A 12975-nucleotide genomic window follows, 5' to 3' on the forward strand; every position below is an offset into this window, starting at 1 on the left:
CTGAGCTATGTCTGAAGTACTGGCAGGACTGGGATTGCGTCGCGGTCTGAGTGACGCCTTGCAGTCCGTGGAGCCGGGGCGTATCGACTTTATGGAGGTCGCCCCGGAAAACTGGATGCACCTTGGAGGGCGACTGCGCCGTGAGTTCCGGCGCTTTGCCGAACGCTACCCTATTTATCTGCACGGCTTGTCCCTGAATGTCGGCGGTTTTGCTCCGCTCGACAGGGACCTGCTGCTGTCGATCCGGCAATTCATGTCGGAGTTTGACTGTCCCCTTTACACTGAGCATCTAACCTATTGTGCAGATGACGGTCATCTTTACGATCTGCTGCCGATTCCCTTTACCGAAGAAGCCGTGCAGCACGTAGCTGCCCGGGTTCGCCAGGTACAGGATATTCTCGGTGAGCAGATCGCGCTGGAAAACGCCTCCTACTATGCAGCGCCGGGCCAGGTTTTGTCTGAGAGCGAGTTTATTCGCGCCGTTCTTGAAGAGGCCGACTGCAAATTGCTGCTCGACGTCAACAATATCTATGTAAATAGCATCAATCACCGCTATGACCCGCTGCGGTTTCTTGATGAGCTGCCGCTGGAGCGCGCCTGCTATATGCATATTGCCGGGCACTATGAAGAGGCGGAAGATATTCGTGTCGATACCCACGGCGCCGATGTTATAGAGCCGGTGTGGGCACTGCTGAATGAAGCCTATGCCCGGGTGGGTCCGCTACCCACCTTGGTTGAGCGGGATTTCAATTTCCCACCCATTGAAGAGCTCTTAGCAGAGGTCGATCAGGTTCGATCTGCCCAGCTCAGGTACGCTGCGGCGGTGACAGACTGATGCATTTCCAGCAGTTACAGCGCTCACTTACGTCACACCTGCGCGATCCTGAACGGCGCGCGGCACCGCCCGATATCGAGTCGCGCCGGGTGGGCATCTACCGCGATCTCATTTACAACAATATCGAAAGTTTTCTCAGCGGCGGTTTTCCGGTGCTGCGCAGCATCTATAGCGATGAACGCTGGCACGCACTGGTACGAGACTTTGTGCGCGACCATGTCAGCCATTCGCCGTATTTTCTGGAAATCAGTGAGGAATTCCTCGCCTATTTGCAGCATGAGCGCGGCGAGCGGGCCAGCGATCCGCCCTTCCTGCAGGAGTTGGCGCACTACGAATGGGTTGAGCTGGCATTGGATGTTGCGCCCGATGAGGAGCTGGAGGCAGACCCTGAGGGTGACCTGATGTCGGGGCGCCCACTGGTTTCACCCCAGGCCTGGCCCTTGGTTTACCATTTTCCGGTCCATCTGATCGGTGAGTCTTTCCAGCCCGACGAGCCGCCCCCGCAGCCGACCTGGCTGGTGGTGTACCGCACGCCGTCACTGGAGATTGAATTCATGGAAATCAACGCGGTGACCTTTCGCCTGCTGGCGCTGCTGGACGATACCGTTAGCGGACAGGCGGCGCTTGAAGCGCTCGCAGCGGAGTTGCGGCACGACGATCCGGCACAGCTGATGCAGTTTGGGGGCGAGCTACTTGAACAGTTGCGTGAGGCCTCCATTCTGCTCGGAACGGAGCTCTCCTGATGACCTTGCTGCGGCTGGATTTACGGGTGAATCCGCTATATCGTTGCAGCTCAATAAAACTGATAAATTCCGGACTCCGAATGCGTCTTTCTGCTCTGTTCAGGCTTTGCTCCCTGTGGCTTTTGGTTGTGCTTGCTGGCTGCGCCAGTCAGCCGGAAAACCCCGACCCCTGGGAAGGTTTTAATCGTAAGGTGTTTGCCTTCAACGAGGTGGCGGACAAGTATGTCGCCAAACCCGTTGCCGAGGGTTATCAGGCGGTGCTGCCCAATTTTCTGGAGCAGGGCATCGACAATATGCTCGGTAACCTGCGCGAACCGCTGAATATCGTGGCCGACCTCGGTCAGCTGAAATTCAAGGCGGCTGTCGTTGACGGCGGTCGCTTTGTAATTAACTCCACCGTGGGTATCGCCGGCTTCTTTGAAGTTGCGTCACATATCGGCCTGGAAAAACGTACTGAAGACTTTGGTCAAACCTTGGGCTATTGGGGAGTTGGGCCCGGCCCCTATCTGGTGTTGCCGATTTTGGGGCCGTCTACGGTTCGGGACGCGGGTTCTTCGGTGATCGATGCACAGGTTGACGCCATCAGTCAGGTCGATCACGTGCGTACCCGCAATCAGATGCGCTTTCTCGATCTGGTTAATACCCGCGCCAACCTGTTGAAGACCGAAAGTCTGCTGTCGGGAGACCGCTACACGTTTATGCGCGACGCCTATTTGCAGCGGCGTGAGTATCTGATCAGTGACGGTGCTGTTGTGGAAGACAGCTTCGGCGAAGAGGAATTCGAGGAGTGGGACGAGTTTTAGCGGTAATTCCGCGCTCGTCTGTCTATACTTTTTCTGAAATGATGCTCGCAGCGAGAGGGATATGCCTGTCCCTCCATGCCGCAAAGGCCTGACATGACCCAGCAAGAACGACGAAAACGCCTGTTGCTGATTCAGCGCGCTGATGATCAGCGGGAAGAGCTTGTGTCTGCCCTGAGCCGTCTGGGGTATACGGTAAGCGTCAGTGACAACGGCGAAGCGGCTTTCGAGCGTTTTCATGAGCAGACGCCGGATGCTGTGCTGCTGGATCTCTATGTCGGCGAGGATGGTCGTCGGATACTGGAAGTGCTGACCGCTGACAAGCGAGAAGTGCCGGTCATCGTTATCTCACGCCGTCGTGTGATGGCCGATGTGGTGGAAGCCCTGCGCAAGGGCGCCTGTGACTACCTGATGATTTCGGGCACCATCGGTGACGAAAAGCTGCTTGGTCATGCGATGGAGCGCGCTTTCCAGCAAGGCGCATTGCGCCGCGAAAACCGCGAATACCGGAGCAAGCTGGAAGCGGCCAACCGGGAATTGCTGGAAAGCCTCAGCCACTTGAAGAAAGACCAGCAGGCCGGCCGTCATATCCAGCTCAAAATGCTGCCCGAAACCCCAAAGACTATTGGCAAGTTCCGTTTTCATCAGCATATTCTGCCGTCGCTGTATCTCAGCGGTGATTTTATCGATTATTTCATTGTCGGTGACCGCTACGCGGTGTTCTTTGTCGCCGATGTGTCGGGGCACGGCGCCAGCTCGGCCTTTGTGACGGTCATGCTGAAGAACCTGTTTGCCCGCAAACGCAGTGATTTCCATCATCGCCACAGCAGCGCGATCCTGTCTCCTGCCCATATGCTGGACAAGGCCAATCGGGAATTGATCGGCATGGAGATCGATAAGCACGTCACCATGTGTGTGGGCGTGATCGATCTGCACAGCGATGAGCTGTGTTACAGCATTGCCGGCCATCTGCCGGCGCCCATACTCAGTGTGGACGGTACCGCCCGCTATCTGGACGGTCACGATTTGCCCGTCGGCCTGTTTCCGGACGTAAATTATTCGGAACATCGGATGTTACTGCCGCCCAAGGCTGTCCTCACCTTGTTCTCCGATGGTATATTGGAGGTGTTGAACCCCAAGGGGGTGATCGCCAAAGAGCAGTATCTGCTTGAGGCGCTCGAGGATGGCCCGCAGACGGCCGATGATGTTATTCAAACCTTCAGGCTGGATAGCATCGAGGAAGCGCCCGACGATATCGCTGTGTTAGTGGTGTCGCGAGTTTAGTGCCCTGAGCCAGACGTTCGATGCGTCTCAGAGCCTGCAAAAAAGCCAACTACAAGACGTGTTCCGCAGGCAATAGCAGCCGGCAAGGAGTACTGAAACAGTAGTTGGCTTTTTTGAAAGCTCCCGTAGGGCGCGTCCAAAAAGCCCTGCGACGGCGTTGCGCGCCCTGGGAAGGACTTGCCATTCCCGGCAGAGCGCGCCCTGACGCAAGACTTTTGGGGTCGCTGAAATAAACGAACTTTTGGCTTAGGGCACTTGCCATATGCAACCAGGTAGAATCATGGTTGCTGAACATCAGGGTTCTAATGTTATCAAGCTGGTCGGCGATGTCCGTCTGACTTTGTGCAACGTGCTTGATGACTACTTTGAAGAGATGTTCAGCAGTAGCGATTTTTCCAGTGTTATTGTCGATCTGACAGAAGCCGATAATGTGGACAGCACCACACTCGGCTTGCTTGCCAAATTGGCCTTAATGGCGAAAAACCGCTTTCAATTTGTCCCTGTCATTCTTTCTACCAACCCGGATATTACCCGGGTGTTGCAGAGCATGGGCTTTGATCGGGTATTCAAAATTCGCCAGCACCCGCTGCACACCGACCAGGATCTGGGTGAGTTGCCCCAGGTCGAAGGCAGTGAAGGGGTAGTGAAGGAAAAAGTGCTGGAAGCCCACCGGGTATTGATGGGCTTGAACGAATCCAATAAAGCCCGCTTTCGCGAGCTGGTCTCAATGCTTGAGAAAAAACACTGACCTGTCTGGTCAGTTTTTTTCCGCAGGTCGCTCGACCACCCGTCTTTTTCCCCGCTGCGATTCCGCAATCTCCTTCAAACCCTCTGCATCAAAGGCATCAACCCGTATCACGTCGTAGAGCGCGGTCAGTGCTTCCAGCAGGCGATCGCGGTCGGCGCTGTCAATAATCTCATTGGACACTGCCCAGTCCACCAGTTCCTCGCGCTCGTGTCCCATCAGCAGGGCAATGCCATCGAGTTCGTTGACGTCGCGGTTGCGCACCGCCGTGTGCAGGCGATCGCGCAGTGAACGGGTTTCATTGGCAAGCTGATAGGCGTGCAATACCCGGCCCACAGGATCTTCCGGATTACTGTTCAGGTAGACGCCCTGGGTAATGCGGTCGCGCAAACGGGTATCGTGGGTAATGGCTTTGGCCAGCTCGGTGCCGGTTTCGGCCGAGGGTTTGCGCAGGCCGACGGGCCCCAGCGGGAAGATCACCAGCCTGAGAGGCCAGCGCAGGGCTTTAACCGGAAAGTCGTCAATGACGCTGCGCAGGTGCTCCTGCAGCATGTGCAGACAGGTCTGCAGACCCCATTCCACCACTAGGCGGTCTGATTCGGGATACCCCTCTTCATGCCACTGCTTGATGATCGCCGAAGCGTAATAGAGCTGCACCAGACAGTCCGCCATATGTCCCGACAGACGCTGCCGGGCTTTCAGAGCGCCGCCCTGGGTGAGCAGGGCAACGTCGGTGAGGAGGGCAAACCCGGCGGAAAAGCGGGTGAGTTGTTTGTAGTAGCGTTTAATATTGCCGCGTGCGGGCACGGTGGCCAGCGCACCAAAGGTCAGCCCCAATGCCATTGCGCGCAGGGCATTGCCGCTGGTGTGGCCAATGTGCCTGAAGAAGACGCCATCGAGCTGCTCAACCGCAGCGGCTTCGTCCTCCATATTGGCGGCCTCAATTTCGTCCACAATAAAGGGGTGGCAGCGAATGGCGCCCTGGCCAAATACCATCAGGCTGCGGGTCAGAATATTGGCGCCTTCAACGGTGATGGCAATGGGCACCGCCTGATAAATGCGGGCCATGAAATTGCGCGGCCCGGTAATCACGCCGCGGCCGGCGACCACATCCATGGAGTGGTTGACCACCGTGCGCATCAGGTCGGTATTGCGGTACTTGAGTAGAGCCGAGGGAACCGCCGGGCGCACGCCGCGATCCAGCATGGAGGCGGTAAACAACCGCGCTGCATCCATCATGTAGGTGTAGCCGGCAATCTGTTCCAGAGCTTCCTGCACACCCTCAAACTCACTGATACTTCGGCCGAACTGCTCGCGCACGCTGGCGTAGGCGCCGGTGGTGAGAGTTGCGAGTTTACCCGCGCCGGCTGCCAGCCCGGGCAGGGAAATGGAGCGGCCGATGGAGAGGCACTCCAGCAGCATGGTCCAACCCTTTCCGAGCATGGCTTCGCCGCCGATGATCTGTGACAGGGGAATAAATACCTCGGTGCCCCAGGTTGGGCCATTCATAAACACGGTGTTCATCGGCAGGTGGCGGGCGCCACTGTTTGCGCCTTCAGTGTCGCGGGGCACCATGACGCAGGTTACGCCGATGGTATCCTCCTCGCCCAGCAGGTGGTCCGGGTCGTAGACTTTGATGGCCAGGCCAATCAGTGTGGCGACCGGGGCGAGCGTAATGTAGCGTTTGTTCCAGGTGACCTTGAGGCCCAGTACCTCTTCACCCTGCCACTGGCCTTTGCAGACGATGCCCTTGTCGGGAATGGCGCCGGCATCGGAGCCGGCCATCGGCGAAGTGAGTGCAAAGCAGGGAATCTCCTGACCGGTCGCCAGACGGGGAAGATAATGGCTTTTCTGTTCGTCGGTGCCGTATTCCATCAGCAGCTCTCCCGGGCCCAGGGAGTTGGGTACCATGACTGTCACCGCGGCGGAGACACTGCGGGTGGAAATCTTCATCACGATTTCAGAATGCGCTCGCTGGGAGAAGCCCTTGCCGCCAAAGTCTTTGGGGATCACCAGCCCGAAAAAGCCGTTGTCGCGTATAAACTGCCAGACCGGTTCGGGTAAATCATAGTCTTCGTGGGTAATGCGCCAGTCATCCAGCATGGCACAGAGTTCTTCGACCGGGCCGTCGAGAAAGGCTTTTTCTTCCGCGCTGAGTTCACTGTGTTTTACGCCGAGCAGGTAGCTCCAGTCCGGCCGTCCCGAGAAAAGTTCCCCGTCCCAGTCGACACTGCCTGATTTCAGCGCCTCGGATTCCGTGTCAGATAGCTGCGGCAGCATGCCGCGCACCCAGCCCAGCAGCGGCCGGCTCAGCTCCTGCTTGCGCAGATTGGAGGGAATCAGCAGAAACAGGGCGGCAGCCAGCGACAGGGCGCCAAACAGGATGCTGGCGAAGTGCCAGTTGTCGAGATACATCCCAAACAGTGTTGCCAAACCGAGAGCAATCGCTGCTGTATTGCCTCCGGCGCCGAGGTAGAGCAGTGCCATGGCAGCGATAATCAGCAGTAACACACTCATTGCGCGATCTCCCTAAAGGTTCCTGAGTAAAGTTCCAGCATCAGCCAATCGATGCTTAACTGCAAGCTTGAGCGGATTGTGAATATTGCCGGTTCCAGCGGGGTGTTTTTACCGTACCAAGACCGCTGTGGCAGAAAAAAGGCGAACCGGGGTTCGCCACTAATCGGCCTGGATGGCCTTACACTGATTGCAGGTGTCGCAGAAGCGTGTGTGCAGGGAGTAAATCAGGTGCGCGTGACAGAACCTGAGAGACGTGCGAAAGCGAGTGTGTTGTACAAGGTATTCATTGGCTTCCTATCTGAGTGGAAGCGCGGCCAAACCGGCCCGGGCTGCGTTGTTATAGTTATCAATTGGTCTATTTCAGGCTAGCACAGCCAGTCAAAAGGGAAAGTAGAAGCCGGGAATTGTAATGTGCTGTTCATGTTAACCACCGGGCTTTGCTTTTTGCGACGCCAGGCAGTACTTTGTCTGCCTGCAAAACAAGCCGTCACAGTGAAGTCGATGCCGATAGATACCCTGACAACCATTGAAATCACCAAGGAGGATCTGAAATTCTCCGCGGCACATTTCACCATTTTCTCTGCCACCGAGCGCGAGCGATTGCACGGGCATAATTTCAAGGTGTCGCTGGATATCACCGCAGAAGTCGGTGATAACGGCATGTGTTTCAGTTACGTTGAGATCAAACAGCGCCTGCGCAAGCTGGTCGCCCAGTACGATGAATACCTCGTGCTGCCAGCACTGTCGCCTTACCTTGTGATCGCTGAGGAGGGGGACAACTACCGGGTGGAGTTCAACGGCGAAGTCATGCACTTTCTTAAGGCCGATACGCTGCTGCTGCCGATTCGCAATTCCACCGTGGAAGAGTTTGCCAGACTCTTGCTGGAACGCTTGCTGGAAGACTCGGCGTTTATTCAGGGTAACGGTGTGCAGAGTCTGATTATGAAAGTATCGTCGGGGCCGGGGCAATCGGGCTCCGCGACCTGGCAGCACAGTGTGGGGGATTGATGAATAAACTGGTTTTTATCACCGGGGGCAGCAAGGGTATTGGTCGCGCCACGGTTGAAACGTTTTTGAACAATGGCTATCAGGTCGTAAATTTTTCACGCAGCACGCTGGATCTGGACGGCGTGACCCAGATAGCGGTCGACATGAGCAAACTGGACTGGGTCGGGGCCTGCGCCGATCAGGTGGCCGAGCTGGCCCGCGAGGCCGAGTCGATCTGTGTGATTCACAATGCAGCGGTGCTTTACAAGGACAGCATCCGGGATCTGGAAGCCGAGCGGCTGCAGCAGGTATTGCAGCTTAACGTGGTTGCCGCACTGCAGTTGAATCAGCTGCTGCTGTCCTCAATGAAGGGCGGCTCCTCCATTATGTATGTCGGGTCGACTTTAAGTGAGAAGGCGGTCGCCGGCAGTTGCTCGTATGTCACCTCAAAACATGCGGTTGTCGGTTTGATGCGCGCCACCGCTCAGGATCTGGCGGGCAGCGGCATCCATACCGCCTGCGTCTGCCCCGGCTTTACCGACACCGAAATGCTGCGCGAGCACCTGGGCCATGATCAGACCATTCTCGATGCCATTGCCGGAGGCGTTACCGAGGGGCGCTTGATTCAGCCTCAGGAGATTGCCGATACCCTGTGGTTTGCCTCACAGAATCCAGTGATCAATGGCGCCGTGCTGCACGCCAATTTGGGGCAGATCGAGCACTGAACGGTTCTTCGATACGCTTTACTAAAAGCTTAGTCGGCGTGCAGATAGCGCCGCAGATAATGCACCGCGATGTAGAGTGGAATCGTGTCGATCAGGGCAGCGCAGAACTTGAACAGATAGTTGCTGCCCATCAGTAGCAACATCTGCTCCAGACTCAAGCCCCCAGCCAGAAAGACCGCGCCAAAGGTCACTGAGATCACCATAAATGAGTCCACCCCCTGGCTGATCAGGGTGCTGAAATTGTTTCGCAGCCACAGGTGGCGGCCCTTGGTCAGGTTTCTCCAGAAGTGATAAAGGTGCACATCGCAGTACTGGGCGGCGACGTAGGCCAGCATTGAGGCGATGACGGCGCCGCTGGTGGTCGCATAGATAAGAAAGTAGAGCTCAACCGAACCGCTGATACTGGCACCGGAAGGGCTGGCAATATCCTGAGCCAGCTGCAGTACCTGCCAGGGGGGCTGGTTGTCGATCGAGACAGCGGGAAGCCAGTTGCCTATGCTCAGTACCAGAATCACAAAAACGTTCATGATCAGACCGACTGTCACCATGAAATTGGCGCGGCGCTTGCCGTAAAGCTCACTGACCAGATCGGTACAGAGAAAGGTTAGCGGGTAGGGCAGCACCCCCACCGCCAGCGCCATCGGCCCCAGCTGCACGAATTTGGTGATGCCTATTACGTTCAGCAGTGTCATCGAGCACAGGAAAAAGCCGGCCAGCAGCAGGAACACCTGCTCGCGGCGGCGGCTTATCAGGTCGCTGTTGTCGTATAGCTGCACTGGAAACGTTCCCGATTAATGGTGTTTGTGGCAATGACAGTGAGCGCGTTATTCACCCGAATACGTTGTGCTTTCTTTGTTAATAAAGGCATTCAGTGCGCGGCTGTGGTCTTCGCTGTAATGACAGGCAGCCTGAACGCTCGCGCAATGGTCGAGAAAATCATTCAGCTCCTGCCGCTGGGCAATTTTCATCAGCCGCTTGCTGGCGCGCAGTGCCTGGGGAGGTTGTTTGGCAAAGGATTGAGCCATCGCCTCGGCGTTGGCCAGCAGGTCCTTGCTGTCGACCACGTCCAGCAGCAGTCCCAGTGACCTGGCTTCATCGGCTTTAATTAGTCGTCCGGAAAAGGTCAGTTCGGCCGCGCGCTGGTAACCTACGAGTCGCTGCAGGAACCAGGCGCCGCCATCGCCGGGAATGATGCCCAGGTTAATAAAGGTCTCGCCAAACAGCGTGTGCTCGCAGCCGAGGCGAATGTCGCACATGCAGGCCAGGTCGAAGCCGGCACCCACGGCGGCACCATTGACGGCGGCAATCAAAGGCAGCTCGGCGTGGAAGACCGCGCGGCTCATGCGCTGAATACCCCGGCGATAGCTGTCGCTTATTTGCATGGGGCTGCCGCCAAACATGCCTTTTTTGTCGGCCATTTCCTTGATATTGCCGCCGGAGCTGAAGCCCTTGCCGGCGCCGGTGATGATCAGGCAGTTCAGGTCACTGTGATTGGCCCAGTCGATCGCTGCGCAGATGTCGTCGACCAGCGCGGTGCCGGTCAAGGCATTGCGCACATCGTCGCGCTCAAAGGTCAGAACGGCGTAGCGATCTTCAACGCGCAGGCTGGCGTCGGTGAGTTTGGGCGGTGTTGTCATGGCGTCTCTCATGAGTTATTGCTGTTTAGTCTAGGGTGATCAGTTGCTTGGGCAACGTTGCCAGCCAATGTTGCCGCTTCTGTCGGGCGATGTGGGCTTCTTCGAGGCTGACCGAGCGGAAGCTGACCTCCGCGCCGGGCGGTAACTGCGCCAAATCCGGCAGGTCGGTCGAAATCACAGTGGCGATTTTTGGATAGCCGCCGGTGGTCGGACAGTCTGCCATCAAAATCAAGGGGTGGCCGCTGGCAGGAACTTGGACACAGCCGGGCACCACCGGGTCGGACACAATGTTGCCGTCACCGAGGTATTCCAATCGCTTGCCGGCCAGACGGTAGCCGAGGCTGTCTGAATCCTTGTCGATGCGAAAGGCGGTGGTGTTGAGGAAGCTGTAGATGCCCTCGGGGGTAAAGCGGTCTGCCTGGGGCCCAAGAATAACGCGGAACTGGCGTCGGGTTTTCGGAAACAGCATATATGGCAGGGAGACTTCTTTTCGCGTAGGGGCAAGTTCCTGCAGACAGATCAGTTCCTGCCCGGCTTCCAGCGGCCCACCATCAAGGCCGCCGAGGGCCGAGCGCACGTGGGTGGCGCAGCTGCCGAGAACGGGTTCGAGTTCAAAGCCGCCTTCGACGGCAAGGTAGCCGCGAATGCGCTGGCGGGCGCTGTTGATGCTGATGATGTCGCCCTGGCGCAGATGCAGGCTGGTGGAAACCGGTGCGGGCAGACCATTGATGTCCAGGGTGAAATCGCCGCCGTGAAAGGCGCAGCGCAGGGAGTCGGTAGTAACCCGGAAGTCGGCGCCGCCTATATTCAGCTCGATGCAGGGTGTGTCAAAGGGGTTACCCACCAGACAGTTGGCGACCTGCAGGGCCAGCGGGTCCATAGCGCCGCTGCGAGTGACGCCATAGCGGCGATAACCCGGGCGACCGAGATCCTGAATCATGGTGCCGATACCCGCCTGTAAAACCAGTAAGCCTCTGGAGCCGCTACTCATGACTATCGGCTCCTTCTGACAGTGATACCTTTTCGGCGGCCCATTTTCCCTTGGCCGCGGCTTTTTCGAGGCGTTTGAATTCTGTGGCGTTGACCGGATGAAAGTGCACTTCGTCGCCTGGGGCGATCAGAAAGGGCGGATCTCGTTGGGGGTCATAGGTGGCCAGTGGTGTCTGTCCGAGCAGCTGCCAGCCACTGGGCATGGCAACACCGGCAATCAAAGCCTGCATGCCGCCAATGGACACGCTGCCAGCCGGCGTGTGCAACCTTGGGTTGTCGCGGCGGGGCGTGTGCAATTGCTCCGGCAGCCCGCCCAAATAGGTAAAGCCTGGCGCAAAACCCATCATATAAACCCGGTAACGCGCCTTGCTGTGCAGCCGAATCACTTCCGCGGTGGTCAGGTGATGATATTCGGCGACGTAATCCAGGTCGGCCCCGAATTCGCCGCCGTAACACACCGGAATTTGCCAGCCAAAGCGTTGTCTTTCTGCCGGCAGACTATCAAGGTGAATGGAGCTTACCGTCGCCTGCAGGTCGGAGAAGCTGACCTGATCCGGGTCGTAGTGCAGCAGCAGGGACGCGTAGGCGGGAGTGGTTTCGACGACACCGCTGACTCTGAGCTTGCGAATCTGGTTTTCGAGCTGCAGCACGCGCTCGTTGATGGTTGGATCAATTCCCTGGCCCAGCTCGATCAGCATGGCGCAGTCGCCGACGGGCGAATAACAGGGTGTCTTGTAAAGCAGTGAGGGCTGACTCAAGGGCTGAAGCTCCTTGGCGATTGCAGGTGGTAAGGGCGAATGGTGACGCCGTTCTGTTCCAGTGCGTGGCGAACTTCAGCAGCAAGGGCCAGCGCGCTCTCGGTATCGCCATGAACACAGATCGTATCGAAGCTGACCGGAATAGCCTCGCCTTCAAGGCTGGTGACCTTGCCGCTGTCCAGGGCGCTGAGCAGCCGCGGAATGATAAGCGCGGGTTCATGCAGCACGCTGCCGCTTTGTTGGCGCGACACCAGTTGTCCATGTCGATCATAAGCGCGGTCTGCAAAAAACTGTCGAATCACTGGCAGGCCTGCTTCAATTGCGGCCTTTTCGGCTGCTGAGTGTCCCAGCGTCATGATGGCCAGGTTCTGCTGCGACGCAACTGCGCACAGCAGTCGAGCTGCCTCTGGATCTGCGTCGGTGAGATTGCCCAGCGCGCCGTGGGCCCGGAGATGGGTCAGAGGCGTTCCTACTGGTTCCGCATGGGATTTGAGCGTATTTATCTGTTCGTGAAGCAGTTGTTGCAGCGCATTGTCGTCAAGAGACTGGGGCCGGCGACCGAAATGTTCGGGGTCGCGGTAACCGGGGTGGGCGCCCACCGCCACGCCGCAATGCTTTGCTGCTGACAGTGCGGCGACCATGGTGTGCTGATCACCCGCATGGGCTCCACAGGCGATATTGGCGCTGGACACAATCTGCAGCAGCTCGCTATCGGACCCCATGCCTTCTCCAAGGTCGCAATTCAGATCGATCGCCGTTCGCACGTTGCGGGTTCCACTGCTAAGTAACAGAAAATAGCGGGAAAATTTAACACACTGCCCGGCATGTCCCAAGTTTTCAGAAAAATGATCCAGATGGGACGTTAGCGCGTAAAACCGCATGAGTAGTGATGATATTCCCATCCCGTTTCTTTCCGGGGCCCCTTGGGGCCCCTTTTTTATGCCTCCAATAACG

At 57.5% G+C, this 12975-nt stretch carries 13 protein-coding genes; 7 read left to right on the forward strand and 6 right to left on the reverse strand.

The features are described from left to right. Positions 1-7 precede the first annotated feature (7 nt). The 5 genes from ABY734_RS12180 to ABY734_RS12200 all read left to right on the forward strand — a co-directional run bounded on the left by ABY734_RS12180 (position 8) and on the right by ABY734_RS12200 (position 4410). Entirely contained in the window at positions 8-835 is an 828-nt protein-coding gene (locus ABY734_RS12180) for a DUF692 domain-containing protein (RefSeq protein ID WP_372779469.1), read from the forward strand. Then, complete coding sequence (locus ABY734_RS12185; RefSeq protein ID WP_372779471.1) at positions 835-1578, forward strand: DUF2063 domain-containing protein; 744 nt, start codon at positions 835-837, stop codon at positions 1576-1578. Before ABY734_RS12180 ends, ABY734_RS12185 begins: the two co-directional genes overlap by 1 nt. A gap of 80 nt (positions 1579-1658) precedes the next feature. Beyond that, entirely contained in the window at positions 1659-2381 is a 723-nt protein-coding gene (locus ABY734_RS12190; protein ID WP_372779473.1) for a VacJ family lipoprotein, read from the forward strand. A gap of 93 nt (positions 2382-2474) precedes the next feature. Then, positions 2475-3662: a PP2C family protein-serine/threonine phosphatase gene (locus ABY734_RS12195; RefSeq protein ID WP_372779475.1), complete on the forward strand. Its 1188-nt coding sequence runs from the start codon at positions 2475-2477 to the stop codon at positions 3660-3662. A 262-nt stretch (positions 3663-3924) separates the two neighbouring features. Beyond that, a complete protein-coding gene (locus ABY734_RS12200; RefSeq protein WP_372779476.1) occupies positions 3925-4410 on the forward strand; it encodes an STAS domain-containing protein in 486 nt (161 codons plus the stop codon). A 9-nt stretch (positions 4411-4419) separates the two neighbouring features. Here the strand turns inward: ABY734_RS12200 and ABY734_RS12205 are convergent, their stop codons facing one another. Then, a complete protein-coding gene (locus tag ABY734_RS12205; RefSeq protein WP_372779478.1) occupies positions 4420-6924 on the reverse strand; it encodes an acyl-CoA dehydrogenase in 2505 nt (834 codons plus the stop codon). Between the two features lie 501 nt (positions 6925-7425). Between ABY734_RS12205 and ABY734_RS12210 the strand changes: the two genes are divergently transcribed. Continuing rightward, positions 7426-7932: a 6-pyruvoyl tetrahydropterin synthase family protein gene (locus tag ABY734_RS12210; protein WP_372779480.1), complete on the forward strand. Its 507-nt coding sequence runs from the start codon at positions 7426-7428 to the stop codon at positions 7930-7932. Next, positions 7932-8636, forward strand: a complete 705-nt coding sequence (locus ABY734_RS12215) for an SDR family NAD(P)-dependent oxidoreductase (protein ID WP_372779482.1) — start codon at positions 7932-7934, stop codon at positions 8634-8636. The genes ABY734_RS12210 and ABY734_RS12215 overlap by 1 nt, the downstream gene beginning before the upstream one ends. A gap of 29 nt (positions 8637-8665) precedes the next feature. Here ABY734_RS12215 and ABY734_RS12220 read toward each other — a convergent pair whose 3' ends face one another. The 5 genes from ABY734_RS12220 to ABY734_RS12240 are packed head-to-tail and all read right to left on the reverse strand — an operon-like array spanning position 8666 to position 12923. Then, a complete protein-coding gene (locus ABY734_RS12220) occupies positions 8666-9412 on the reverse strand; it encodes a queuosine precursor transporter (RefSeq protein ID WP_372779484.1) in 747 nt (248 codons plus the stop codon). Between the two features lie 48 nt (positions 9413-9460). Then, positions 9461-10273 (reverse strand): enoyl-CoA hydratase-related protein, encoded by an 813-nt coding sequence (locus tag ABY734_RS12225; RefSeq protein ID WP_372779486.1) that lies wholly within the window; start codon positions 10271-10273, stop codon positions 9461-9463. Between the two features lie 25 nt (positions 10274-10298). After that, positions 10299-11264, reverse strand: coding sequence for a biotin-dependent carboxyltransferase family protein (locus tag ABY734_RS12230; RefSeq protein WP_372779488.1), 966 nt, complete (start codon positions 11262-11264; stop codon positions 10299-10301). Next, complete coding sequence (pxpB, locus tag ABY734_RS12235; protein ID WP_372779490.1) at positions 11257-12021, reverse strand: 5-oxoprolinase subunit PxpB; 765 nt, start codon at positions 12019-12021, stop codon at positions 11257-11259. The genes ABY734_RS12230 and pxpB overlap by 8 nt, the downstream gene beginning before the upstream one ends. Further along, a complete protein-coding gene (locus ABY734_RS12240; protein WP_372779492.1) occupies positions 12018-12923 on the reverse strand; it encodes a LamB/YcsF family protein in 906 nt (301 codons plus the stop codon). The genes pxpB and ABY734_RS12240 overlap by 4 nt, the downstream gene beginning before the upstream one ends. Between the last annotated feature and the right edge of the window lie 52 nt (positions 12924-12975).

Source organism: Litorivivens sp., from assembly GCF_041624475.1.
GTDB lineage: Bacteria > Pseudomonadota > Gammaproteobacteria > Pseudomonadales > Spongiibacteraceae > Litorivivens.